The 22,464-nt window shown below is 56.1% G+C and carries 23 protein-coding genes and 1 tRNA gene; 10 read left to right on the forward strand and 14 right to left on the reverse strand.

Features of this window, described 5'->3' with window-relative positions; translation table 11 throughout:
* The first annotated feature begins 84 nt into the window (after positions 1 to 84).
* Positions 85 to 330, forward strand: a complete 246-nt coding sequence (locus ACP5PX_RS00575; RefSeq protein WP_428082915.1) for a hypothetical protein — start codon at positions 85 to 87, stop codon at positions 328 to 330.
* Here ACP5PX_RS00575 and ACP5PX_RS00580 read toward each other — a convergent pair.
* From ACP5PX_RS00580 to ACP5PX_RS00590, 3 genes are read right to left on the reverse strand one after another with little or no spacing between them, the layout of a single operon-like run.
* A complete protein-coding gene (locus tag ACP5PX_RS00580; RefSeq protein ID WP_428082917.1) occupies positions 315 to 1,199 on the reverse strand; it encodes a carbohydrate kinase family protein in 885 nt (294 codons plus the stop codon). The two genes, ACP5PX_RS00575 and ACP5PX_RS00580, sit on opposite strands and share 16 nt — an antisense overlap.
* A complete protein-coding gene (locus tag ACP5PX_RS00585; protein ID WP_428082919.1) occupies positions 1,199 to 2,272 on the reverse strand; it encodes an inositol-3-phosphate synthase in 1,074 nt (357 codons plus the stop codon). The genes ACP5PX_RS00580 and ACP5PX_RS00585 overlap by 1 nt, the downstream gene beginning before the upstream one ends.
* A 4-nt stretch (positions 2,273 to 2,276) precedes the next feature.
* Positions 2,277 to 2,657, reverse strand: a complete 381-nt coding sequence (locus ACP5PX_RS00590; protein ID WP_428082921.1) for a hypothetical protein — start codon at positions 2,655 to 2,657, stop codon at positions 2,277 to 2,279.
* Positions 2,658 to 2,736: 79 nt separating this feature from the next.
* On the opposite strand from ACP5PX_RS00590, the gene ACP5PX_RS00595 reads away from it, so the two are divergent.
* Positions 2,737 to 3,048, forward strand: a complete 312-nt coding sequence (locus tag ACP5PX_RS00595; RefSeq protein WP_428082923.1) for a PadR family transcriptional regulator — start codon at positions 2,737 to 2,739, stop codon at positions 3,046 to 3,048.
* Here the strand turns inward: ACP5PX_RS00595 and ACP5PX_RS00600 are convergent.
* Positions 3,045 to 3,641, reverse strand: coding sequence for a CDP-alcohol phosphatidyltransferase family protein (locus ACP5PX_RS00600; RefSeq protein ID WP_428082925.1), 597 nt, complete (start codon positions 3,639 to 3,641; stop codon positions 3,045 to 3,047). The two genes, ACP5PX_RS00595 and ACP5PX_RS00600, sit on opposite strands and share 4 nt — an antisense overlap.
* A gap of 55 nt (positions 3,642 to 3,696) precedes the next feature.
* Between ACP5PX_RS00600 and ACP5PX_RS00605 the strand changes: the two genes are divergently transcribed.
* Positions 3,697 to 4,530, forward strand: a complete 834-nt coding sequence (locus tag ACP5PX_RS00605) for a TIM barrel protein (RefSeq protein ID WP_428082927.1) — start codon at positions 3,697 to 3,699, stop codon at positions 4,528 to 4,530.
* Here the strand turns inward: ACP5PX_RS00605 and hisS are convergent.
* From hisS to ACP5PX_RS00620, 3 genes are read right to left on the reverse strand one after another with little or no spacing between them, the layout of a single operon-like run.
* On the reverse strand, positions 4,513 to 5,781 hold the full coding sequence (gene hisS / locus ACP5PX_RS00610; protein ID WP_428082972.1) for a histidine--tRNA ligase: 1,269 nt from the start codon (positions 5,779 to 5,781) through the stop codon (positions 4,513 to 4,515). The two genes, ACP5PX_RS00605 and hisS, sit on opposite strands and share 18 nt — an antisense overlap.
* A 2-nt stretch (positions 5,782 to 5,783) precedes the next feature.
* Positions 5,784 to 9,050 carry an STT3 domain-containing protein gene (locus tag ACP5PX_RS00615; RefSeq protein WP_428082929.1) on the reverse strand — a complete coding sequence of 1,089 codons (3,267 nt, stop codon included), beginning with the start codon at positions 9,048 to 9,050 and terminating at the stop codon, positions 5,784 to 5,786.
* Between the two features lie 58 nt (positions 9,051 to 9,108).
* On the reverse strand, positions 9,109 to 9,369 hold the full coding sequence (locus ACP5PX_RS00620) for a hypothetical protein (RefSeq protein ID WP_428082931.1): 261 nt from the start codon (positions 9,367 to 9,369) through the stop codon (positions 9,109 to 9,111).
* Positions 9,370 to 9,454: 85 nt separating this feature from the next.
* Here ACP5PX_RS00620 and ACP5PX_RS00625 point away from each other — a divergent pair.
* Together ACP5PX_RS00625 and ACP5PX_RS00630 are read left to right on the forward strand one after the other, a co-directional pair.
* Positions 9,455 to 9,529 (forward strand) — tRNA-Arg (locus ACP5PX_RS00625).
* A 515-nt stretch (positions 9,530 to 10,044) separates the two neighbouring features.
* Positions 10,045 to 10,308, forward strand: coding sequence for a hypothetical protein (locus ACP5PX_RS00630; protein ID WP_428082933.1), 264 nt, complete (start codon positions 10,045 to 10,047; stop codon positions 10,306 to 10,308).
* 123 nt (positions 10,309 to 10,431) lie between these two features.
* Here the strand turns inward: ACP5PX_RS00630 and ACP5PX_RS00635 are convergent, their stop codons facing one another.
* Together ACP5PX_RS00635 and hsp20 are read right to left on the reverse strand one after the other, a co-directional pair.
* Positions 10,432 to 11,076 (reverse strand): MBL fold metallo-hydrolase, encoded by a 645-nt coding sequence (locus ACP5PX_RS00635; protein WP_428082935.1) that lies wholly within the window; start codon positions 11,074 to 11,076, stop codon positions 10,432 to 10,434.
* Positions 11,077 to 11,223: 147 nt separating this feature from the next.
* The gene (gene hsp20 / locus ACP5PX_RS00640) at positions 11,224 to 11,775 is read right to left on the reverse strand and encodes an archaeal heat shock protein Hsp20 (RefSeq protein ID WP_428082937.1); all 552 of its coding nucleotides are present in this window, start codon (positions 11,773 to 11,775) and stop codon (positions 11,224 to 11,226) included.
* Positions 11,776 to 11,942: 167 nt separating this feature from the next.
* On the opposite strand from hsp20, the gene ACP5PX_RS00645 reads away from it, so the two are divergent.
* Positions 11,943 to 13,040 carry a DegT/DnrJ/EryC1/StrS family aminotransferase gene (locus tag ACP5PX_RS00645; RefSeq protein WP_428082939.1) on the forward strand — a complete coding sequence of 366 codons (1,098 nt, stop codon included), beginning with the start codon at positions 11,943 to 11,945 and terminating at the stop codon, positions 13,038 to 13,040.
* Positions 13,021 to 14,061 carry a Gfo/Idh/MocA family protein gene (locus ACP5PX_RS00650; protein WP_428082941.1) on the forward strand — a complete coding sequence of 347 codons (1,041 nt, stop codon included), beginning with the start codon at positions 13,021 to 13,023 and terminating at the stop codon, positions 14,059 to 14,061. Before ACP5PX_RS00645 ends, ACP5PX_RS00650 begins: the two co-directional genes overlap by 20 nt.
* Positions 14,062 to 14,273: 212 nt before the next feature.
* On the opposite strand, the gene ACP5PX_RS00655 is transcribed toward ACP5PX_RS00650, so the two are convergent.
* Positions 14,274 to 15,044, reverse strand: a complete 771-nt coding sequence (locus ACP5PX_RS00655) for a hypothetical protein (protein WP_428082943.1) — start codon at positions 15,042 to 15,044, stop codon at positions 14,274 to 14,276.
* Positions 15,044 to 15,661 (reverse strand): type IV toxin-antitoxin system AbiEi family antitoxin, encoded by a 618-nt coding sequence (locus tag ACP5PX_RS00660; protein ID WP_428082945.1) that lies wholly within the window; start codon positions 15,659 to 15,661, stop codon positions 15,044 to 15,046. Before ACP5PX_RS00660 ends, ACP5PX_RS00655 begins: the two co-directional genes overlap by 1 nt.
* A 203-nt stretch (positions 15,662 to 15,864) precedes the next feature.
* On the opposite strand from ACP5PX_RS00660, the gene ACP5PX_RS00665 reads away from it, so the two are divergent.
* The 3 genes from ACP5PX_RS00665 (at position 15,865) to ACP5PX_RS00675 (ending at position 19,699) form a co-directional block, all read left to right on the forward strand.
* Positions 15,865 to 16,557 (forward strand): class I SAM-dependent methyltransferase, encoded by a 693-nt coding sequence (locus ACP5PX_RS00665; RefSeq protein ID WP_428082947.1) that lies wholly within the window; start codon positions 15,865 to 15,867, stop codon positions 16,555 to 16,557.
* A gap of 370 nt (positions 16,558 to 16,927) precedes the next feature.
* On the forward strand, positions 16,928 to 18,085 hold the full coding sequence (locus ACP5PX_RS00670; RefSeq protein ID WP_428082949.1) for a glycosyltransferase family 4 protein: 1,158 nt from the start codon (positions 16,928 to 16,930) through the stop codon (positions 18,083 to 18,085).
* A 42-nt stretch (positions 18,086 to 18,127) separates the two neighbouring features.
* On the forward strand, positions 18,128 to 19,699 hold the full coding sequence (locus tag ACP5PX_RS00675; protein WP_428082951.1) for a flippase: 1,572 nt from the start codon (positions 18,128 to 18,130) through the stop codon (positions 19,697 to 19,699).
* Between the two features lie 16 nt (positions 19,700 to 19,715).
* Here ACP5PX_RS00675 and ACP5PX_RS00680 read toward each other — a convergent pair whose 3' ends face one another.
* The 3 genes from ACP5PX_RS00680 to ACP5PX_RS00690 are packed head-to-tail and all read right to left on the reverse strand — an operon-like array spanning position 19,716 to position 22,359.
* Positions 19,716 to 20,771: a UDP-N-acetylglucosamine 4,6-dehydratase family protein gene (locus ACP5PX_RS00680; RefSeq protein WP_428082953.1), complete on the reverse strand. Its 1,056-nt coding sequence runs from the start codon at positions 20,769 to 20,771 to the stop codon at positions 19,716 to 19,718.
* Positions 20,771 to 21,901 (reverse strand): DegT/DnrJ/EryC1/StrS family aminotransferase, encoded by a 1,131-nt coding sequence (locus ACP5PX_RS00685; RefSeq protein ID WP_428082955.1) that lies wholly within the window; start codon positions 21,899 to 21,901, stop codon positions 20,771 to 20,773. Before ACP5PX_RS00685 ends, ACP5PX_RS00680 begins: the two co-directional genes overlap by 1 nt.
* A gap of 47 nt (positions 21,902 to 21,948) precedes the next feature.
* The gene (locus ACP5PX_RS00690; RefSeq protein ID WP_428082957.1) at positions 21,949 to 22,359 is read right to left on the reverse strand and encodes an acyltransferase; all 411 of its coding nucleotides are present in this window, start codon (positions 22,357 to 22,359) and stop codon (positions 21,949 to 21,951) included.
* Positions 22,360 to 22,464 lie beyond the last annotated feature (105 nt).

The raw sequence follows: 22,464 nt of genomic DNA on the forward strand, positions 1-22,464 counted from the left end.
GAATTTGCGTCGAAAATTCTGAACCAGCCAGCGAATGTTTCGTTCCTGTTTATAACGCCTCCACCAAAATCACGGCGGAGCGCTATGCGTCTTGATAAAATAAAATACCTGGTCATCTGGGACAAACCCGGCATCAGATCGGAACCGGGCAGATTTTACCGGAGGATAAAAACCGAGGGAGCAACTTTCATCCAGCGAAGCGTCTACGGCACGAAAACTCTCGAGAAAGCGCTGAACCTGGCCGTTCTCCTCCAGCGCCGTAAAGTCAACGTCCTGATTTTTCAGGCGAGGTGGATTAACCTCAGTCCTCACCATCAACCCAAGCGCTGAACGGCCTCCAGAATCTCCGGCTCGGTGGGAAAGCCCGTGGGCCCCTTGTACCTGATCTTCAACCCTGCGGCTGCGGTAGCAAATTTCGCCGCATCCATAACGTCCCGCGTGGCCAAGTACCGGGTGAGAAAAGCCGCCCCGAATACATCACCCGCCCCCGTCATGTCCCTGACCCCGACCTTGAGCGGGTCAATCCTGGTAAAGCCCTCGCCGCTCAGGACCAACGTGGGCTCGCCACCCCGAGTGACGATCACGATCCCCGGCCCCATCTCCTGAACGCTGCGCATGCCCTCCTCGACGTTCCCACGGAGAACCACCGCCTCCTCCCTCCCCAGCTTGACGATGTCAACGTGCCTGAGGAACTCGGAAAGGTCCCTAGGCCTGACCCCAACCCGGCCATCGGCTCCGATAACCCGCAGAATCCCCTGCGGGTCAAGCATCACGAAGTTGGACTCCCTCTTGATGAACCTCAACAGCTCCGGAGTGATCTCGTTGGCGATCGGTGAAACGTAAAAGGCCTTCGCATCCAGGTAGCTGCCCGGGACATCCGCAGGGGTTATCGGCGGGGCCACATGCTTGCAGACCTGGGTCCGGTTACCCTGCTCATCGTACGTGTTCTCAAAGGTGGTCGTGTGCTCTCCGGCGACGTAGATCCCCTCGGTGTCCAGTCCGAGCTTGCGGTAGATGGGCGGGAACTTCTCGGTGAAGTCGATGCCCACCTTGGAGACGAGGCCCACCTCCAGCTTCAGGGCGGCGAACTGCAGCCCGGAGTAGGTCGGTGCGCCGCCGAGGACGTTCTCCACCACACCCCAGGGAAAGACGTTCACGTCCAGCGCCACATGTCCCACAACCACAACATCCGGTGCCATCAATTATCCCTCCTTCCCGCGATGAAATCCTCCACCGCCTGCCTCGCCCGTTCGTCGGGTATCTGGACCGGCGGGTGCTTGAAGAAGTAGGCGGAGACCCCGATCAGCGGCCCGGCGATGCCGCGGTCGAGCGCCAGCTTCACCGCCCTGATGGCGTCGATGACCACGCCGGCGGAGTTGGGCGAGTCCTCGACCGAAAGCTTGACGTCGATCGTCAGCGGGATGTCACCGAACTTGCGCCCGCGCAGGTAGATGTAGCAGACCTTGTTGTCCTTGAGGAAGGGGACGTAGTCGCTGGGCCCGATCCGGAGCGGCACCTCGTAGGGGACCTGGCTGGAAACCGCCTCGGTCTTGCTCACCCGCTTCGAGCTCAGCCGCTCCTCCTCGAGCATGTTCAGGAAGTCCGTATTGCCACCGATGTTCAGCTGGTAGCTCTCCTCCAGCTTGACCCCGCGATCGATCAGGAGCTTGGCCAGGACCCGGTGCAGTATCGTCGCCCCCACCTGCGACTTGATATCGTCGCCGGCGCAGGGCAGCCCGGCCTTCTTAAAGCGCTCACCCCATTCCTTTCCGGAAACGATGAACTCAGGGATACAGTTGATGAAGCCGCAGCCTGCCTCGATCGCCTGCCGGGCGTAGTGGCGCGAGGCCTCATAGCTACCCACAGGGAGATAGCTCACCAAGATGTCGGCTTTGGCCCTCCTGAGTTCCTCGGCCACGTCCACGGGCTCCTGCGTTGGGTCCACGGGAACAACCGGCTTTAGGTACTTGCCGAGACCGTCCAAAACCGGACCACGCTTGACCTCCACGCCCAGCCTCGGCACCTCGGAGAATTTTTTGGTGCAGTTGGGTGGAGCAAAGATGGCCTCAGAGAGGTCCCGACCCACCTTATTGGCATCGACATCGAAGGCGGCGACGGGTTTGATGTCGCGGATGTGGTAGCCACCGAAGTTCACGTGCATCAGTCCGGGGACAAACTGGTCCTCCTTGGCATGCTTGTAGTACTCCAAACCCTGGATCAGCGACGAGGCGCAGTTGCCCACGCCCACAATGGCCAACCTTATCTCCGCCACACCATCACCCCAGCACCTCAACCAACTTGAAGAGGTAGAACTTCCCGCCCCTCTCCAGCGCCAGGCCCACCTCGGCGTTCCCCCCACGGTGCCGGAGCAGCTCCTCCAGCTGGGTGCCCCTGATGAGGTAGTTCTCCCCCGACTTGACATCGAGGAACAGCCGCTTCCCCTCCCTCTCCACGAGGACGTCGATCGGCCTTCCCTCGGGGCCCCCGGGCCGCCAGCCGCGGGAGGCCAGGAGCTGCGTCAACCGTCTCCCGGCGAGCTTCCACCGGCGGGCCTTCGTCTCCCCCAGCCGGGAATGGCAGGAGGGACAGCGCAGCGGCGACCCGCGCGGCCGCCACTCGTAGCCGCAGTTCTCGCAATGTAAATTTGTTACAACCATATTTCAACCTCTGAAATATATCTAAAAAATTAACTATTTAAGGGTTGCTGACCATTTAATTCTGGTCCTTCCTATGGCCATGGCGAGGATAAAGCGCAAGACCACGACCGAGATGATCTGGCCCTATTTCCTCAAGTTGCTCAAGGAGCGGCCCATGTACGGCTATGAGCTGCGCCAGGAGGCCCAGAAAAGGTTCGGCTGGAAACCGCCCACGGTGACCTCCTACCTCGTCCTCTACAGCCTGGAGAAGGGCGGCTACGTGACGGTGTCCTGGAAGGAGCAGCGGGGCAAGCCGGCGCGGAAGTACTACAAGATCACCAAGAAGGGGGAAGAGCTCCTCCAGGAAGCGATAGACTACTTCAAGGAGACCTACACTAAGCTCGCCGCCTAGTGCAGCCGCTGCCGCGTCACCCACAGCCGCTGCACGACGGTCAGGTTCGCGATCACCGCGATAACGACCACCGCGTAGGGGGTCAATCCCAGCAGCGCTCCGATCGCCAGGATGATCATCCGTTCCGCCCGTTCGGCAAACCCCACGTCCAGCCGCCCCGAGCCCGCGGCCTCGGCCCGGGCCCGGGTGTAGCTGACCATGAAGCTGCCCGCAATCGCCAGCAGACACCAGGCCCAGCCCCAGCCCAGCAGGATCTCAGGCTCGGCAATCCGGTGGTTGATCAACGCGTAGCTGATGCCGGCGTAGAGGAGGAAGTCCACGTAGCGGTCGACGACGGAGTCCAGCACTCCACCAAAGGCGGTCTCCTTCTGCAGCAGCCGGGCCACGGCGCCGTCGATGACGTCGAAAAATCCCGCCACCAGCAGCAGCACTCCGGCAAGCAGCTGCTCGCCCCAGGCGAAGAGGAGGGCCGCGACGACGCCGAAGATCAGCCCCACCATCGTGAGCATATTCGGGGTCAGGCCGCTGCGGGCGAAAACCCTGGCCAAGGGAGTTATCCAGCCCTTCGCCCTCTCGCGGATCCGGCTCAGCATCCCGACGCCACCAGCGGAAGCTTTTTTCTCCGCCGCCATAAGGGTTTTGGAGACCATGATATATTTAGGCCCCGCCGGAGTTCCAATCTCGAGCAAGGACCGCAGCACCCTCGGCGGCCTGAGGCGGGTCGCCGAGCTGAAGCTGAACGCGATGGAGATCGAGTTCGTCCGCGGCGTGGCGATGAGCAACCAGACCGCGGAGGAGGTGGGCCGGCTCGCCCGGGAGCTGAAGGTCGAGCTCTCCGTCCACTGCCCCTACTTCATCAACCTCTGCTCGACCGACAAGAGGAAGCTCGAGGCCTCGAAAAAGCGCATCCTCGACTCCGTGGAGCGCTGCTACCACATGGGCGCCCGGATCGCGGTCTTTCACCCGGGCTTCTACGGGTCGCTCACCCCGGAGGCGGCCTACGAGATGGTGAAGGAAGCCGATCGAGACATGCTGGATAGGATGAAGTCGATGGGCATCAAGGGGGTGGCGCTGGGCCATGAGACCACGGGCAAGGTCAGCGCCTTCGGCTCCCTCGAGGAGCTGGTGAGGCTCTGCAAGGAAATCCGCGGCTGCGAGCCCGTCGTCGACTTCGCCCACCTCTGGGCCAGGAACGCGGGGAAAATAGACTACGGCAGGATCTTTGACCAGCTCGAGCCGTTAAAGCTGAAGCACCTGCACACCCACTTCACCAGCATGGAGTGGACGCCGGCGAAAGTTCCCGGGGCGGGGAACGAGCGGCGCCACCTGCCGATCTCCTTCGACCAGCCGCCCGTGGACCCGCTGGTCCGGGAGGTCCTGAGGAGAAACCTCGACATCACGATCATCTCGGAGTCACCGGTGCTGGAGCAGGACTCGCTGGTGCTGAAGCAAAAGTTCGAGAAATTAGGCTTCAGATTTTAGTGCTCGCGGCAGCTCCTCGCGGGGGACAACCTCCTGTTCCCCGGTGATCATGTCCTTGAGGATGACCCGGCCCTGCTTCAGCTCCTTGGGCCCAACGACGACGACCCGCTTCACCCCGATGGCGTTGGCATATTCCATCGCCTTGGTGAACTTCCGCCCTACGAGGTCGATGTCCGCCGCCAGCCCGGCGCGGCGCAGCTCGGTGACCACCCTCATCGCCTCGGCGCGGACCTCCTCGTTCACCGGCAGGACCAGGCAGTCCAGGCGGTCCCGGAGCGGAACCATGCCGCGCTCCAGCAAAGTTTGCGCGATCCTGTCGATTCCGAAGGCGACCCCAACCGCGGGCGTGGGCTCACCCCCGAGCTGCTCCACCAGCTCGTCGTAGCGGCCGCCGCCCGCGACCTGGACCCCGCCCAGGTAGGCCTCGAAGACGAAATCGGTGTAGTAATCGAGGCCGCGGGCGATGCCCAGATCCAGGGAGAAGTTTTTGACGCCCAGCGAGGGGAGGTAGCCGATGATGGCCCGGAGGTTCTGCAGCGCCGCCGTGGCCCTTGGGATCTTCCGGAGCAGCGGTGCCGCCTGCTCCAGAATCGAAACCTCACCGCGCAGGGAAATGAGCTCCCGGAACAGTTTTTCCTCCGCGGGCTTGATCCCGGCCCTTCCGATCTCCTCGCTGATCCGCTTCTCCTCTTTGGAATCCACCGCCCTGAGGATGGGGTCCTGAGCTTCACCCTTCACCCCGGCGTGGGAGAGGAGCTCGCGCAACAGGCGGATGTGGCCCAGCCTGAGTTCGAAATCCGCGAAGCCGAGATCCTCCATGACGTGACCGGTCAGCGCGGCGATCTCGGCGTCGGCGGCGGGGTCGGCGGTGCCCAAGATCTCCGCGCCGGACTGGAGGAACTGGCGCCAGCGCTTCGACTGCGGCTCCTCGTAGCGGAAGCAGCTGCCGAAGTAGTAGAGCTTCACCGGCTTCGGCCGCGACCGGAGCCGCTGGATGTAGACCCGGGCCACAGGGGCGGTGATCTCGGGCCGCAGGGCGAGGTCGCGCGACGACTTGTCCTTGAAGGCGTAGAGCTGCCTCACCACGCTGGAGCCGCTTTTCTTGGTGAAGAGCTCGAGGTGCTCGAAGATCGGCGTCTCAATCTCCTCGTAGCCGTAGCGCTTGAAGACCTCCTCCATCCGGCGCATGACGTGGCGGATGCTCTGGAGCTCCTCTCCGAAGAGATCCCGGGTGCCGCGCGGCGCCTGCACGCTCAACCGCCTCCAACGGTGAGGGTCCAGACCGGAGAGGCGTTCTCGTTCCCGGCCTGGTCCAAGGCATACACCTTCCAGTAGTAGCTCCCCGGGGATAAATCAAACGGCAGGGTGAGGCTCGTGGCGCTGGTCAGGTTGTCCAGCATCGGCGAACTGAAGTCCTGATCGTTGTCCAGAACCAGCCGGTAGCTGGCGGCGCCCAGGACACTGGACCAGGAGAAAGTGGGGCGGTTCTCCGTCAGCGTGGCGTGGTTCGATGGGGCCAGCGGTTCCGGCGCCTCAGGGGGGATGGTGTCGATGGTTAAGGTCCAGACGGGGGATGAGGCCAGCTGCGAGCCCACGACCGAGACCACCTTCCAGTGATAGGTGCCGTCAGGCAGGGGCTCGGGCGCCGTGTAGCTCCGGACGAGGCCGAGGGTAAAGAAGATCTCGGGTGAGCCAAAGTTGGGGTCATCGTCGACCACAATCCGGAAGTTGTCGGCCACGCCTCCCGACCACCGGAAGGTGGGCTGGGCGGTGTTGACGCTCCCGTCCTTCTCCGGCGAGACCAGCGTCGGCGGCTGCGGCGGCAACCTGATGGTGAACCGGCCCTGGGACCAGCTGCTCTGATTTCCGGCGGAGTCGATAGCCCGCACCCGCCAGACGTAAACCCCGTTGTTCTGGAAGGTGAAGGCGAGGTTCTCCGCCTCCAGCAGGTTGTCGACCAACAGCTGCCCGGGATCGGCCTCGTTGTAGACCTGTACCTGATACCTCGCCCCGGGCTCGGACGGGGACCAGCGGAAGGTGAGCTCAAACTGGGAGAAGACCGCGCCCTCCTGCGGTTCGATGAGCTGCGGGGCTACGGGCGGTGCCGTGTCCAAGGTGAAGCTGGCGGCCTCCGACCAGCCCAGCAGCTTTTCTTCCTTGTAGGCGGCGACGCGCCACCAGTAGCTGCCGTCGGCCAAAACAACCGCGGGCGTGTAGCTCGGCTGCGTGGTCTCGGCCTGAACGACGACGGAGCTGAAATTCTCGTCCCGGGCGAGGACGAACTCATACCTCGTGGCGCCTATTCCCGAGGTCCAGCGGAACTCCGGGGTGCTGTCGTTGATCAGGGAACCGCCGGTGGGGTAAATGGGTGAAGCGGTGTGGTTAACCTTGAGCACCGCCACGATGCCGTTGCCGCTCAGGTAGGCCAGGCTCAGGTAATCGGGCAGCGGGGCATAGCCGCCGTAGACGCGCGCGTACAGCGGCGGGCTGGTGTAATAGGGCTCGCCGAGGAAGGCGAGGATCTGGTCCAGCGAGGGGGTGTTGGTCCAGCTGGGCAGGTAGATCCGCAGCACCCGGGGGATCTGGACGTTCTCCCAGAAGTTGAAGCGGAAGTTGGTCAGGTCCCCGGTCTGGCTATAGTAGAAGATGACGACGCCGGCGCAGTAGCGGTTCTCGCCGTCGCCGCGGGCAAAGGCCTTGAAATCATCGAAGCTGAAGAGGATGTTCTCGCTGGCGAAGTGGAAGACGAGGTAGTTGTCTTCAAGCGTGACCCGCTGGCTTTTCTCACCGCTGTCACCAGCCACCGTGTCCAGCATGCTGAGGTACTGGTAGGCGTGGAGGATGAGGTAGTCTATCCTCACGCCGTAGTTGTCGCGGTAGGTCTCCAGATAAAAGGCGAGTTCACTGGCGTCGAGGCCCGGGAACCGCTGGATGTCGGTCCTGCGGCCGTTGATGGTATAGTGCTGCCGGAGGAAGGTGCCCGTGGAGTCATTCACCGTATAGATGTAGTCCGGGGGCTTCACTCCCAGCTCGTTCTCCCACTTTCCCATCTCTCCCAAAATCTCCGCACCATCTACAACTGTGGGCCTCCTAGCAGCAGCCGCAACTAAGTGGCCATAAGACCATTCCACCGCCACCACCGAGTTCTCCGCGGTGTTGGTCTTTAACCAGCTGGAGGCTTCTATAAGACCTTGATCCAGACCCTGCTGACCATACCACTCGGGCGGGGGGACCGTGGCCCCCGCATAGTTGTAGGCGTTAACGACAAAAGGTGAAACAAAGACGACGACCAAAGCACCCACGAGGATGGGATTTTCAGCCTCCTTTAGCCAGCGGCCGACAGAGGGGTAGAAATAGGCTCTCTGAATTAGCTTGAGGAGGGCTGCAAAACCGACGCCGGTGAGGACCGGGACCAGCGGCCACCACTGGCGAACGAACCTGGCCGGGCCCACCCCGGGGTAGACCATTGCCACCAGAACTACCAGCCAAGCGATGACCAGGATCTCCCAATTTTTCCTCGACCAGAAAAACTTCGCCAGAGCCAGCGCAAACATGAGAACCATAAAAACGGTCAGGATGCCATTGTTATAGAAAACGCTCAGCGTCTCGGTGATAGGCCCTGCGGCTCGAGCCTCGGTGGCATAAGTTGGCAGAGTCACGCCGCTGCTCCCTCCGATCTTAAGATATCCCAGCAGCATCTGGAAATAACCGACCCAGAAATCGGGCCTCTGTTTTCCCAGGATCACGTAGATTACGCTCATCACCGACAGCATGATGATCACCCCGACTATCGGCCAGAGGTGATCCCGGAGGGTGGACTTGAACGCCCCGAAGACATCCGAAAATCTGCGAACCAGCCTCTCAAAAAATCTGAACAAGAGAAGGAGGATGACTCCACCGAGGGGGACGGCGGCGAAGTAGAGGGATCCTGCCCACGCTAGGGAAAAAAGGCCAAAGGAAAGACCGGCAAGAACGGCCTGCTTGAGAAAGTCCCCCTTTGAGGCCTTGAAGACCTTGATGGTGAAGAAGGCCGCGGTCAGGGTGAGAAGATTCACTAAGCAATCGCGGTCGAAAGAGCCCACCTTCATCCAGTAGATGGTGTCGGTCATCGTCGCGGCGAAGAAGACCGCGGCGGCTCCGGCAACGTCCCCTCCCAGCTCCCTGCCGATGAGGAAGACGGGGATCAGCGAAAGGGCGAACATCAGCGGCCCCCAGAACTTGACCACATCCATCAGGGTTACGCTCGGGTCAACCGCGTGGACGCCTTGGTAGAGCATCACCGCGAGCAAGGGTTGCAGCTGCTCGTTGAATGAAACGGGTAAGCCGTAGGGGGCATGGGAAAGCGGGTTGTTGTCGACGAGTGTGCCCTTATTTAAGATCTCAACGGCGACATTGTAGACCCAGCCGCTGTCGGAGGTGGTGAGGGTGTCATGCTTCTCCCCGGGAACCATGAGTATCGTGACGGAGAGGACCATCATCGAAACCAGATAGGCAACGATGAGCCATCTGCGATAGTTCAAATTGACACCCAATAAGTTTAGAAGGAACAGCGCTTAAAGGCTACGAGTCGTGGACCGTTCACTCGGCTTTCTCGGGCTGACTCTCCTCGGATGTCTTCGGCGCGGGCGGGGCCTCCTTGGTGGTCACCATGATCCAGCCCAGCCAGAATCCCAAACCGCAGACCACGAGGATGCCCGCGGTCACCGGCAGCGCGAAGGCCAACGCGCTACGCGCCCAAGCACTTGGCCCACCGCTGATGTAGCCGAAGTAAATGTGCGCAATCGCCACCACAACCGTAGCGATACAAAGCAAGGCTCCTAAGGGTCTAGTCGCTGCCACTCAACCACCACTTCAAACATCATTTAAATGCTCCTTTTAAATAACTTTCTAACGGATTCATAAGCAGCGGCGACAGAATCTCAGCGGGCCCGTGGCCTAGCTAGGATAGGGCGGCAGCGTCCTAAGCTGTAGATCGTGGGTTCGAATCCCACCGGGCCCGCCTTTCCGATTACCCCATTTCTCACCTCTTCTGACTAAGCGCGCTATTTCTCTAATCCCGATCTCTGACGCTTTGGCCTCCTGGGCCTCATTCCCGGCGATGAAAAATCCAACTGGTATGGGTCGGTCGTGAGTCCCTTGCTCGGCTGTAGAGGAGGATTCGAGCTGCATTAGAAAAAACAACGGGATGAAGCTGCCCATCTCGCTCCGAAGATTGAAATAAGTTGTGGAGGGATAAAGATTTGTATAAAAGTTTCCCCCATACTAAACTACTCGGCGTTAAATTGTCGCTAAAAAAGCCTTGAGGACAAGGAGAGGCTAACTGGGTTCCCGCTGGTCAAGAACTTTCTGCGTTATCGGCCGGAGTAGAGCCGGCAAAACTTATTTCTTAGATGATCTGATCCGGAACAAAAAACCCTCAGCGATGAGGATGATCTCTTCATCAACTTTGAGGACTATCCAGTTTCCTCCCTGGAAATCGGAGACGTATTCAACGCGCTGGGGCTCCACGAAGAGATGTACGGCAAAGAGCCAGAGTTCATCTTTTTAGATGAGGTTCAGGAGGCTGAAAAAATGGGAAACTCTGGTTTACTCCCTGTTCGAGAAAAAGAGATACTTCATCTTCATAACCGGTTCCTCTTCAAGCCCCTGGGTAGGGAAATCGCTACCCAAAACAGAGACAGAGGCGTTTCAACCGGCGTCTTCCCACCGTCCTTTTGGAGCTCCCGGCAGACAAAGGCGAGATGCCCCAGGAACCGCTTTCGACCGAACGCTCAATAAAGGGGTTGGGTGAAAATTGCCCCTATCCGCGACGCTTTCCCACAGATTTAAAAACGCGATATTCTCTCCAGATACGCGGGATTGAACGGCGCTGAACCCCATCATGCTGGAGCGCTCCGGAGCTCACGGCCAGGAAAGCACCCAGATTTCAGACTGTGCGGGTAGATTCTCCGGCTTGATCTCGAACTGGCTCGACTTAACCTGCCTTACGTTTTTCTTCCCCTTCAAAAACTCCTCCACCCCGTGAATTCCTACCTTCAGGCCCGGGATCCGGTAGTGCATCGGCACCGCTATTCTGGGGGAGATTTTCTCCAGAGTTTCCGTGGCTCCGCGGGCATCGATCGTGTAGACGCCGCCCACGGGAACGAAGAGCAGGTCCACTCCGCCGATTTCCTTCACCTGCCGGTCCGTGGGCACATGTCCAAGGTCACCCAGATGGCAGATCCTGAGCCCTCCCATCTCCACGACATAGAGGGTGTTCTCGCCTCTGAGCTTTCCGCCCTTCTCATCGTGATACGTCCGAACGCCCCGGACTCTGACTTCCCCCACCGTCCTAACCCCTGAATCCTTCGCCACAATTCCGCCCGGCCTGAGAACCAGATTGGCACCGTCGGCATGGTCAAAATGATCGTGCGAAATCAGTACCAGGTCCGCCTTGACCTGCGGGGGCTCGAGACCGATGCCCGTGCCGTTGTGCGGATCGAAAACTACCGTTTTACCATCGCTGACCTCAAAACAGGCGTGACCCCACCACTTCACCTTCACCATCGAGACACCGCATACATTGTGGGTTTATGGAAAAATAAAAATTACTGATATTAGGGGCAAAGTATGAATTAACTGGTGTTCCCAATAATGCCGCTATGCCACGGCCTCAATGGCTCCGGCCTTGACCTCAGCGTTTTTTGATGTCGGTCACTTTATGACCACGCGCTCTCCAGACGGGCCTTTTTCCTCCGCTCGTTTCAGGATGACGTCGAGCAGACCGTTGATGTAGCTCGCCTCGGCGCTCTTCGGGTCGACCCTGCCGGGCAGCTCCACCTCCTTGAAATACTTGACCTCGCCACGCGCTGCCGAAACGGTGAGCCGGTCCTCGCTGACGCGCAGGTCGATGTCCTCCTTCCTCACTCCGGGAAGCTCGATGGCCACCCGGATCTCCTCCTTGGAGGGGATTACCTCGACCAGCGGTTCACGGTAAGCGCTGGGCGCCGGGTAGGGAAGACCCCGCCTCAGGTTGCCGAAGGTCCTGATCTGGGGCTTGCCATCCGGTCCCACGGTCATCGAGTACCCGTAGATGACGGGGCCGAAGACCCTCTCCACGGAACCGTCGGGGAGCTTCTTCTCCTTGATGAACTCCTTGGGCATCGCCGCCGAGAACTCCCGGAACATCTCCTCGATGGCCCGGTCGATTTCCCGGAAGAATCTGGAGAAAGGCCGCCGTTCGAACCAATCCTCAAACCAGTCCATCGAGACCACCCAATTTATGATCTTCCTTTTCCCACTTTATCTTTTTCTCCGGTATGCCAAGCATCTGATAAAACGAATTCGATTGATACCAAATTGGGGATCCAATTTATCGCACTGAGGAAAGCTATTAAAACAGCTGAACTAATTGCGTCTGGAAGTGAGATTGAATGATACCTGTATGCGAACCCAAGTTGGGAACGAAAGAGCTTGAGTATGTTATCGATTGTATAAAGACCAACTGGATTTCCTCCAAGGGGAAGTACATAGACGAGTTCGAGCGCAGGTTCAGCGAGTACTGCGGGGCTAAGTACGGAATTGCGACCTGTAACGGAACCGCCGCTCTCCACCTTGCCCTTGCCAGCATCGGCGTTGGCCCGAGTGACGAGGTAATCTGCCCTTCATTTACGATGATCGCGACCGCCAACTCGATAACCTATACCGGAGCGAAGCCGGTCCTCGTTGATTCCGAACCCATGACGTGGAACATTGACCCCTCCAAGATTGAGGAAAAGATAACGGACCGAACCAAGGCAATCATGGTGATGCACACCTATGGCCACCCGGTCGACATGGACCCTATCCTCGAGATCGCGAAAAACCACGATTTATATGTAATCGAGGATGCTGCCGAAGCCCACGGTGCCGAGTATAAAGGTAAAAAAGTGGGTGCACTTGGTGATGCCGGTTGCTTCAGCTTTTACGCCAACAAAATCATCACCACGGGGGAGGGGGGGATGGTGGTCACCAATAACGAAGAGATAGCCAAGATGTGCCGGCTGCTCCGTGACCAAGCTTTTGAGCCCAAGCGCTTTGTCCACCGCTATATAGGTTTCAACTACCGCATGACTAACCTGCAGGCTGCAATCGGGGTGGGCCAGATGGACCTCATAGACGAGTCCGTCGCCACGCGCCGGCGCAACGCCATGCTCTACAATTCGCTACTGAAGGATGTTGAAGGGATAATCCTGCCTCCCGAGGCTCCTTGGGCAAAAAACGTGTACTGGATGTACACGGTACTTGTGGACGACTCCTTCGGCATGAGCAGGGATGACCTCATGGTCTACCTGAAGGAGAAGGGAATCGACACCCGCTCGGCCTTTCATCCGATCCACCTACAGCCGGTCTACGAGAAGCAGTATGCGGGGGAGAGGTACCCGGTGGCCGAAGAGCTGGGAAGAAAGGGGATAAACCTGCCCTCTGGAAACACGCTGACCAAGGACCAGATCAAGTACATTGCGGAGACCATTGCATCTGCCAGAAGGTGAAAATGTGACCGACCTGTCCTTTGCCGTCATCGGCTGCGGGAGCTTCGGGTCGCGTAGGGTGAACGCGCTAAGGAAAATCGGTGCAAGGATTGTCTGCTTAGTAGATATCAATGAGGAGATGGTATCAAAGATGGCCCGAGACGTGGGTTGCGAGTATCACACTGACTACCGGGAAGCTCTGAAGAGGAAGAATCTCGACTGCGTGGTGGTGGCAACACCAAACAAGTTCCATGCCCCCATATCGGTTGCCGCGATGGACGCCGGAAAGCACGTGCTCTGCGAAAAGCCCCTCGCTAGGAACCCTGAAGAGGCGCGGGCGATGGTCGAGGCCGCAAAGAAAAACGGTGTGTTTCTTAAAACGGGATCAAACCTCAGGTATTTCTCAAACGTGAGGAAGGCCAAAGAACTCGTGGAAAGTGGGACGATAGGAAAACCTCTCTTCGTAAGAGGATGGATCGGACACGACGGAAAGAAGGTCCTGCACACCTGGAACGTGGACAGGGAGATGGCGGGAGGAGGGACGGTGCTCGACAACGGCGCCCATATTCTCGACCTCTTCCGATGGTTCATGGGCGACTTCTCGGTGTGCACCGGTCACGTCGCGACGCTCCACATGCCCATCGAAGTGGAGGACAACGGCATGGGAATCTTTAGGGCCGAGGACGGGAGGATGGCGTTCATCCAGTCTTCGTGGACAGAGTGGTCGGGGTACATGTACATGGAGATGTACGGAAGCGAGGGATCCGTGATCATAGACAACAGAGGGGAGAAAGCAGTGAACAGTGGTAAATGGGTAGTGACCAGCACGACAGTCCTCACGGCGAAGGACGGGTCGCGCCAGATCTTCGACTACTCCGCCGAGCCGCCGCAGTCCTACGAGCTGGAGCTGAAGGATTTCATCTCATGCGTGGAAGGCGGACATCAGCCCATGGCGAGCGGCCACGACGGGATGAAGGTCGTTGAGATGGTCCAGGCGATATACGAGTCCTCCAGGCTTGGGCGCGCGGTGAAATTGCGATAGGTGTGAATTTTAACTTTGCCTGCTAGAAAACTCCCCAAGCAATGGAGCCGACGTGAAATAAAGCCTGTGAAGACAGGAGTTCCTACACCATTTTTGCCCCTGATGAAAGCAGGATTGGTCCGCGAGTTAAGTTGCAAGTTGCGGGGGAATGCTAACTTCGTTGCAGACGCCACTATGCCCTCGATGCAGTTTACTCTTTTATATCTGGCTCTTCAAGACAACGCATCTAGTATTTGGCGGATGTTCCTTCTCACTAACCCGGATTTTAGGCCGCTGCCAAAGAGAGTTTCCGCTATAAATTCCGAGGTCTCCTCCTCAAGCAACCCCTCGATACCTCGGCTTGCGAGTTCAACCTTCCAAGCCTCCTTTTTTAGTAGTTCCAAAATTTTTGCTGAGGAGTAGAAAAGCAGACCGTAGATGTCGCACGCATCCTTCATCCTCTTTTCCTTGGTCTCCCTTTTCAGGAAGGAATCCAACTTCAAAAGTAGCAGAAAGTCCTCCTCCGGAACAAAAACTTTCAACCCCTCAATTGTCATGGGCCTCGTCGCTTTTCTTTTTATCATTTTTGCGACGATTTCATTCGGCCACACTCCGACCGCATCACTTTCCCCATTACCCAACACATCGAGGAACACATAAATCAGCTCAAACGAATGTTTCCTTCCTGCCTCGTCTTCGCTCAGTTTTCTCATGGAATCCCTTTCTAAGATCAGCGTGTACCTGAACCTATATTCGCCAGGGATGAAGCCGATCTTCCTTATGGCGCGCGCAAACTGTAACGGAAAATTGCCCCTGCAGTCGAGAAAGACATCTATGTCGCGCGATCCCAAAAAATCCCGCCCAGTGGCTCTAACAAAATTCTCATTTATCGTAAAGTGTACCGCCCACCCGCCCACAGGACCGAACTTTGGGGTTGGTCCGAGTTCGCCAAGAAGTTCTAGCAGGATCTTTTTTGAAGCCCAAGTCTCCATGGGATCGTACATCAGACCCCCAGCCCTACAACTTTTGCCAAGTACTTGGCGGCCTCGCGCTCCCTCCCCCCGCAACTGTAAAGGTCTGAAAAAAGCAGAAAATTTGAAACCACCTTGATTCCCCTTATCTCTTGCATGCCGTAAAAAGGATTTAGGTCGGAAAAGATTAGGTGGATGGTACCTTTTTGGGATGGGTGTATCTGATTTCTCTCTAAGATCTCGTTCCATCTCTCTATCTGCTCCTCCGCGACATACACGTAGACCTCGTTTGGCACTACGTAAGGTGCTATGAGCTCCGCCCCGGCTAGGTGCGTGTACGCATACGAGAGCTCGTCAGCTGCTAACTCGGCTATTTTCTTGATCAGGTACTCAGGCCTTTCTAAGGCCTCAAAGTTAACCATCTTCAAGGACTTCAGAGGGCGCGCGTACGCGATGAGATATACCATCTCCTCGTTTATCACCTTAATCCTCGGTCTCCTCCGCACGTAGCCCAGTCTCTCCAATTCATTGATGTACCTAGAGCATCTAGACAGGGAAACCTGTGCTTCCCTAGAAAATTCGCGCAGGGAAAGACTTTTTTTGGTGTTAAGCAGAACGTGGATAACGTTCAATGCTGAAGTAGGCAACATTTTCTTCCTTTTTTTTATTTGCCTTATATATGTTCTAATTACTTTAAATATGTTCCTCTTAATTTAAAAAATTTAAAAAAAATGGAAAGAGAATTTCAAGGAGGTGGATTGAGTCAATTTCATTTCCTTCTGGAGATTGTTGCTCGGTAGATAGGCTGAGAAAATTTATGAGTATACACAGCGGCTAAGATAAATGGTAGCAAATGATCGAAAGCCTAAGAAGAGTGGCCAGCAAAACGCTTTACGTCAACATGCAGAAAATTCTTTCGCTCGCTGAAGAGAAGAAAGGCTGCAATTTTCTAGACATCGGATGCGGGGGGGGAGAATTTACCCTGGACTTTGCCCGCAAAATAGGAGCATCAAATATATACGGCGTGGAAATCTCAAAAACAAAGATTATAGAGGCTAAGAAAAGGGGAATAATAACAAAAAGAGCGGACGCGAACAAAAAGTTGCCCTTCAAGGACAAATTTTTCGATGTGATTCTCTGCAATCAAGTGGCTGAGCACTTGTTTGACCCTGACACTCTTTTTGAAGAGATTTACAGGATAATGAAAGATAATGGATATGCGATAGTTTCAGTTCCAAACTTGGCCTCGCTACACAACCGTATTCTTCTGCTTTTGGGCTTTCATCCAACCTCGATATCGCCCAGCACAAGGTTTGCATTCGGTAACCCGGACCGTGGCAGGATAATTTATCCTTTCGAGCGCCATATCACCGCATTTTCACCGCGGGCGCTGAAGGAGATGCTGGAACATTACGGGTTCAGGGTCGAGATGCACGGGTCGGGTTTTTATCCCTTTAGCGGAGGCATATCCTGTTCTTTATCAAGGATCCATCCCACCCTGTCCGTTCTCCTAATAGCAAAGGTTAGAAAGAGATCTCCGGCATAGGTAGAAAAGAAATTCCGAATTAGAAGTATGACGTTTACCTCGAAGAGGCTTTTTCATAACGATATGCTTAATCCCCAGCCAATTTAAGTTCCACTCCTAAAACCATTCAACAAGAGGTGGTAAAAAGGCATGGTCATGTACGTAGGTTTGGGCGGGTTAGATTCAAGGATAAGATCCGCGCTGAACTCGCCAGAGATTGATCCATGCTTTCAAAAACCCATTCACTAGGAAGGTAAGCGTCTAGCTGGAGAAGCCCGGGATAAAGGCGATAGACGAATGCCACGCAAAGGTCGGTGCCCTCAATAAAAAATTTTGAGCTTCCAAAATGTGCTTAAACTAGGCGAATATAATTTTCCTCGATGTTGTTTGAATGGATGATGGCATGAGGATTGCCTATATCCACGACGCAGTTTACCCGTTCGTCAAGGGTGGCGCCGAAAGAAGGCTTTACGAGCTCTCGCGAAGGCTTGCCCGGCGCGGCCATGAGGTCCACATCTTCGGGATGAGGTGGTGGGGCAGAGAGCCGGAGATGGAGCTCGAAGGCGTCCACCTTCACGGGGTCTGCAGGGCGGTGCCGCTCTACTCTAGGGGGCGGAGGTCGATCAGGGCCGCGGTGACGTTCGCGCGGAGCGTCCTGCCACACCTCGCAAGGGAGAAATTCGACGTGATAGACTGCTACCAGGCCCCCTACCTCCACGCCTTCCCGGCAAAGTTCGGAGCGCTTCTGAAGGGCACGCCCCTAGCGGTCACTTGGCATGAGGTCTGGCGCGGGTACTGGGGGGAGTACCTCGGGTCGCTGGGGGTTGTGGGCAGGGCCATGGAGAGGGCAATTTTGCTCGGGCTGGCGGACAGGGTCATCGCGGTCTCGGAGCAGACGAGGGATGATCTGGTCTCCCTCGGGGTGGACGCGGACAGGATAAGCGTGGTCCCCAACGGAATAGATTTTGATGCGATCTCGAAGGTTTCGCCTTCACAGGAGAGACTCGATGTCGTCTACCTGGGGAGGCTCATCAGGCCGAAGAATGTGGACGTGCTGCTCAGGGCCGCCGCGATCCTGAAGGAGGAGTTTCCGGAGCTCAGGGTCGGGGTGATAGGGGACGGGCCGGAGAGGGGGAACCTTGAGAAGCTGGCAGACGAACTCGGCATCCGGAAGAACGTGGAGTTCTTCGGGTTCGTGGAGGACTTCAACGAGGTCGTGGCGCTCATGAAATCATCTAAGGTCTTCGTGATACCTTCAACACAGGAGGGCGGGGCGAGCATCGTCACCTTGGAGGCTAACGCGTGCGGGCTCCCCGTGATAGCCGTGGATCACCCCCTAGGAATAGACAAGAGGCTCATCTTGGAGGGTAAAACGGGTTTCTTCGTCAAACTATCACCTGAAAACATGGCGGAAAAAATCCAGCTACTTTTGAGGGATGAAAGGCTCAGAAGCGGCATGGGCGCAGATGCTGTAAAGTTCTCACAAACCTACGACTGGGAGAGAATTGCAGGTCTGCTTGAGCAAGCATACTCCAACATCTGCAGGTAGAACGAAAGTTTATTTCCCCCATCCCATATTTTTAGCTGTACGTTGATATCATCGTTGCATGAGGAGGATGAACGGGTGCCCGACGCAAAGGAATACGCAAAACGGTTGATAAAGGGAAGCGCCATAGTTTTCGTTGCGCTCATCGGGTCGCAGCTCGTCGCGTTCCTGCTTCGCATGTTCCTCGCCCGGTCGCTTACCGTTGCCGAGTACGGGCTTTTCTACGCCGTGTTCACGTTCGTCTCTTTCTTCGGGCTGTTCCGGGACCTCGGGTTCGGGAGCGCGCTGGCCAAGTACATCCCCGAGTTCAACGTCAAGAAGAGGTTCGGCGAGCTGAAATCCTCCATAGCCTTCACGCTGGCGTTCGAGGCCGCACTTTCGCTCCTCATCGTGGCGTTGCTGTACATATTCTCTGGTCAGCTCGCTTCAGGCTTCTTCAAGGCTGAAGCCGCCGCGCCGATCATCCAAGTTCTGGCTGTGTGGTTTTTTGTGTTGACCTTTACACTCTTCCTCAGCGTCTTTCAGGGTTTTCAGGACATGCCCGTGTACGCCCTGCTCCAGTTCCTCAGAAACTTCCTCGTTCTGATCCTCGCGGTCATTATGGTTGGCTATTTTGGGTTCGGGGTGACCGGGGTGGCACTCGCCTACCTGATCGAACTTTCAGTGGTTGTGGTCCTGGCGTTCCTCCTCCTGAGGCGCAGGTATCCCTTCATATTCAGGGCCAAGACCTCCGTTACCAAGCCGCTCATTAAGAAGCTGTCCTTTTTTGCCCTTCCCGTGTTTCTGGGCGGGCTGGGGGGACTTATCATAGGCTACATGGACACTCTCATGATAACCGGATTCCGGACGCTATCGGAGGTCGGGTTCTACCAGGTGGCCCAGCCGGTGTCCCACTTCCTGTGGTACTTCCCGACCGCTCTGGTGACAGTATTCTTCCCCATGGTTTCTGAGTTCTGGGCGAGGCGCGAGGAAAAACTGCTGAGCGGGGCGTTGCGCCTCCTCGTGAAGTTCTCCTTCATCGCCATCATCCCCGGGGCCCTTGTCTTCATAGCTTTCCCGGAAATAGTGATAAACCTCCTCTTTGGGCCGAGATATCTGGCCGGTGCAACGGCCCTGCAGATACTCAGCGCAACCGCGGTCCCCTACACCCTCTTCATGATCATGTCGTCCACCATGCAGGGGATCGGTAAACCCATCGTGAGCACTAAGGTGGTCGGGGCAATGGCCATCCTCAACTTCTTTGGAAACTGGGCCCTGATCCCCCTGTACGGGATTGAGGGGGCTGCTGCGACCACACTCGTCTCTTATGTGCTGGGGACCGGGCTTCTGTTCTATTATTCAAAAAGGATTATGAGGTTCACGGCACCGGCCTCCTCCCTCGCGAAGACGATCCTCGGTGGCATCCTCACGCTGTTTCTGATTTTTGGGCTGAAATCCGTCATCGAACTGTCTCCGTGGGTTGAGGCGTTTGTTGTAATCGTGCCCAGCTTAGTGTTTTACATCGTGTGGATTCTGGCGACAAAAGCGGTAACTAGGGAAGATCTTGAGCTCATAGCGCGAATAGTGCCGATGCCAAGGTGGCTGGTCAGGGCAGCCGGGAAAGTTGTTGGAAAATAGATTTTGACTGTAATTTTTATTGAAGGATGTTGCATTCCCTTAGTAATTTTTTTATCTCATGTTTGTTCAGCAGCCGGGCATCCTTCGATGTCAGTCTCATTCTTTTCGCCGAGAGGTATTCTTCCGTTAAGGGTTTGCGCAGTATCTCTCCCGGCTTTTTGAGCATGACATCCGGCAGTTCTACAGGGGGCCTCACAATAAACATGTCCTCGGTTTCCTGAGCCCACACAGATTCCTCCTCCGTCATTAATTCTTCGTGGAATTTCTCACCCGGTCGTATTCCAATGATCTCCCTCCTCACCTCGCTGGGTCTGTGCCCGTATCTCGGGGCGAGTTCTTCAATCATCACCTCTGCCAAGTCACCTATGCGCACGGCCGGCATTTTGAAGATGAAGATTTCACCACCAGCGGACAGCTGAGTGGCTTTCAGGACCAGCTCCACTGCCCTTTCTATCGTCATCACAAATCTCGTCATGTTCGGTTCTGTAATGGTCACGGACTCGCCCCTGCTTATCTGCTTTGCAAAGACTGTAACCACGGAGCCGCTTGACCCCAGCACATTTCCGAACCTCACGCAGGAGATGGCCGTTTTTCTAGGTCCCTTGTAGTAATTTGCGGATATCGTAAGCTTCTCCGCAAGCAGTTTTGTGGCCCCCATCACATTGATCGGGTTCACGGCCTTGTCCGTGCTTATCGTTATGAATTTCTCAACCTCTTCTTCTATCGCCGCCTCTATTACATTTTGAGTCCCCAGCACGTTGGTTTTCACGGCCTCGAAAGGATTGTACTCGCAGGATGGAACATGCTTTAGAGCTGCGACGTGAAAAACGATGTCTATATCCTCCATAGCGCGTTTTATCCTCTCCTTGTCTCGCACATCCCCTATGAGGAACCGGACGTTCGAGCGGGACCTCAATTCCTGCGACAGCTCGAACTGGGCCTCCTCGTCTATATCAAGCACTCTCACCACCCCAACCCTGTAGCTCAGGAGCTTTCTGGCGATCTCGCTGCCGATGGACCCCGCGCCACCAGTGATGAGCACATTCTTGCCCTTGAAAAAATCACCAGGCATCAACACACCTCAAAGAAGCTTTCCACGGCTTCTATTATATAATCCAGCTCCTCCCCGGACAGGTTGGGATACATCGGAAGAGTCAGGACCTGTTTCGATACCTCCTCGGTCACGGGAAGTTTGGTCTTGTAGCCCAATTTTTTCCTGTAGAAATACGTCAGGTGAACCGGATGGAAAAATACTTTGGTCATTATGCCCTTTTTGGTTAAGTGGCAGGAGAGGTCATCCCTGTTTCCGCTTTTTACCCTGATCGTGTACATCTGATAGACGTGAAAGTAACCCTCAGGCGGAGAGGGGGTAACCACCTCATTTATTTTCGCTAATTTTTTGGTTAGGTACTCCGCGTTTTTTCTCCTCAGTTCAATTATCCTGTTAACCTTCTTGAGTTGTGCGACACCAAGTGCTGCTGCGATGTTAGACATTCTAAAATTGTAGCCCAGATCAACATAATCCATCCGCTTAGGTGAGGTGAAGTACTCGCCGTCCTCAGCCCTGCCGTGCGACCGGATTAACTTCAACTTTTCATAAATTTTTCTTGAGTCTGTCACTATAGCCCCACCTTCCCCTGTGGTTATCACTTTGTTCTGGCAGAAGCTGAACATGGCAGAATCCCCGAAACTTCCCACCTTTTTCCCGCTGACGCTCGCGCCGAACGCCTCTGCCGCATCCTCAATTAGGAAGAGACCACGGTCCTCGGCTATCTCCTTCAGCTCTTGTATCTTGCATGGGCAACCTCCGTAATGAACTGGAATGATGGCCTTCGTTTTTCGGTTGATTTTCTCTTTCACGTCTTCCGGATCCAGCCCATACGTTTTCTCCTCGATATCTGCGAACACGGGCCTAGCACCAACAAATAGAGGAGCGTTTGCCGTCGCGATAAATGTGAAGGAGGGAACGATCACCTCATCTCCTCTTTTGATACCGTGAGCAAGTAGGGCCGCATGAAGGGCCGAGGTTCCGGAGTTGAAAACCAGGGAATACTTCCTTCGTATGTACTCGGAGATCGCCTTCTCAAACTCTTCCACTTGGGGCCCAGCAGCCCAGTACATTCCCTTCTCTAGGCTCTGCCTCACCGATTTGACATCTTCTTTGTCCCAATATATTCTGAAAAGCGGGATTTTCCAGGTCATTTAACTCCTACTCTGATAATCTCCGTACATTCAAATACAGTTAACCATCAGGAGGATTTTCGCTTTATTGGCCTTGCTGGGACCCCCCCCACCACGGCACCATCTGGGACATCTCTATTAACGAAAGAACATGCGGCAACGGTTGCGTTTTCACCAATGGTTACGCCGGGCATTATCACCGTGTGGGCCCCGATCTTTGCGTTTCTTTTTATAATGACTTTCCCCTTTTTTCCGTCAATCGTTGACTCCGAGTATATCGAACAGTGGGATCCTATCTGAACGTTCTCCTGGATCTCAACCCCCTGCTTTGCGTTGATGTACGTGAAAGCACCTATGTCCGTGTTTTTCTCGAGCTTCAGGTTTTCATGGTACTGGCACATCCAGTTCCACTTGGTTAGCCCCCTTTCGTCGAACTCTGGAGGTTTCCAGTTTCTGAAACGCTTGCCCATAATAACCATCAATAAGTAATTTTCTTTTGCAATAAAGATGGAGTGATTTCAATTTCAGCCAGTATTTTCGCTATCCTCCCCGCCGCTTTGCCGTCGCCATATGGATTTTTACAC

This window comes from Hadarchaeum sp. (SeqCode) (assembly GCF_049969415.1).
Taxonomy (GTDB): Archaea; Hadarchaeota; Hadarchaeia; order Hadarchaeales; family Hadarchaeaceae; genus Hadarchaeum.

Excerpts from the sequence above, each read along its gene's own strand:
- ACP5PX_RS00685 (WP_428082955.1), bottom strand. The coding sequence starts at position 21,901 with ATGACCTGGAAAATCCCGCTTTTCAGAATATATTGGGACAAAGAAGAT.
- ACP5PX_RS00580 (WP_428082917.1), bottom strand. The coding sequence starts at position 1,199 with ATGGCACCGGATGTTGTGGTTGTGGGACATGTGGCGCTGGACGTGAAC.
- ACP5PX_RS00670 (WP_428082949.1), top strand. The coding sequence starts at position 16,928 with ATGGATGATGGCATGAGGATTGCCTATATCCACGACGCAGTTTACCCG.
- ACP5PX_RS00645 (WP_428082939.1), top strand. The coding sequence starts at position 11,943 with ATGATACCTGTATGCGAACCCAAGTTGGGAACGAAAGAGCTTGAGTAT.
- ACP5PX_RS00590 (WP_428082921.1), bottom strand. The coding sequence starts at position 2,657 with ATGGTTGTAACAAATTTACATTGCGAGAACTGCGGCTACGAGTGGCGG.
- ACP5PX_RS00665 (WP_428082947.1), top strand. The coding sequence starts at position 15,865 with ATGATCGAAAGCCTAAGAAGAGTGGCCAGCAAAACGCTTTACGTCAAC.
- ACP5PX_RS00660 (WP_428082945.1), bottom strand. The coding sequence starts at position 15,661 with ATGTTGCCTACTTCAGCATTGAACGTTATCCACGTTCTGCTTAACACC.
- ACP5PX_RS00605 (WP_428082927.1), top strand. The coding sequence starts at position 3,697 with ATGATATATTTAGGCCCCGCCGGAGTTCCAATCTCGAGCAAGGACCGC.
- ACP5PX_RS00680 (WP_428082953.1), bottom strand. The coding sequence starts at position 20,771 with ATGCCTGGTGATTTTTTCAAGGGCAAGAATGTGCTCATCACTGGTGGC.
- ACP5PX_RS00600 (WP_428082925.1), bottom strand. The coding sequence starts at position 3,641 with ATGCTGAGCCGGATCCGCGAGAGGGCGAAGGGCTGGATAACTCCCTTG.
- hsp20 (WP_428082937.1), bottom strand. The coding sequence starts at position 11,775 with ATGGACTGGTTTGAGGATTGGTTCGAACGGCGGCCTTTCTCCAGATTC.
- ACP5PX_RS00655 (WP_428082943.1), bottom strand. The coding sequence starts at position 15,044 with ATGTACGATCCCATGGAGACTTGGGCTTCAAAAAAGATCCTGCTAGAA.
- ACP5PX_RS00630 (WP_428082933.1), top strand. The coding sequence starts at position 10,045 with ATGTACGGCAAAGAGCCAGAGTTCATCTTTTTAGATGAGGTTCAGGAG.
- ACP5PX_RS00575 (WP_428082915.1), top strand. The coding sequence starts at position 85 with ATGCGTCTTGATAAAATAAAATACCTGGTCATCTGGGACAAACCCGGC.
- ACP5PX_RS00595 (WP_428082923.1), top strand. The coding sequence starts at position 2,737 with ATGGCGAGGATAAAGCGCAAGACCACGACCGAGATGATCTGGCCCTAT.
- ACP5PX_RS00635 (WP_428082935.1), bottom strand. The coding sequence starts at position 11,076 with ATGGTGAAGGTGAAGTGGTGGGGTCACGCCTGTTTTGAGGTCAGCGAT.
- ACP5PX_RS00690 (WP_428082957.1), bottom strand. The coding sequence starts at position 22,359 with ATGGTTATTATGGGCAAGCGTTTCAGAAACTGGAAACCTCCAGAGTTC.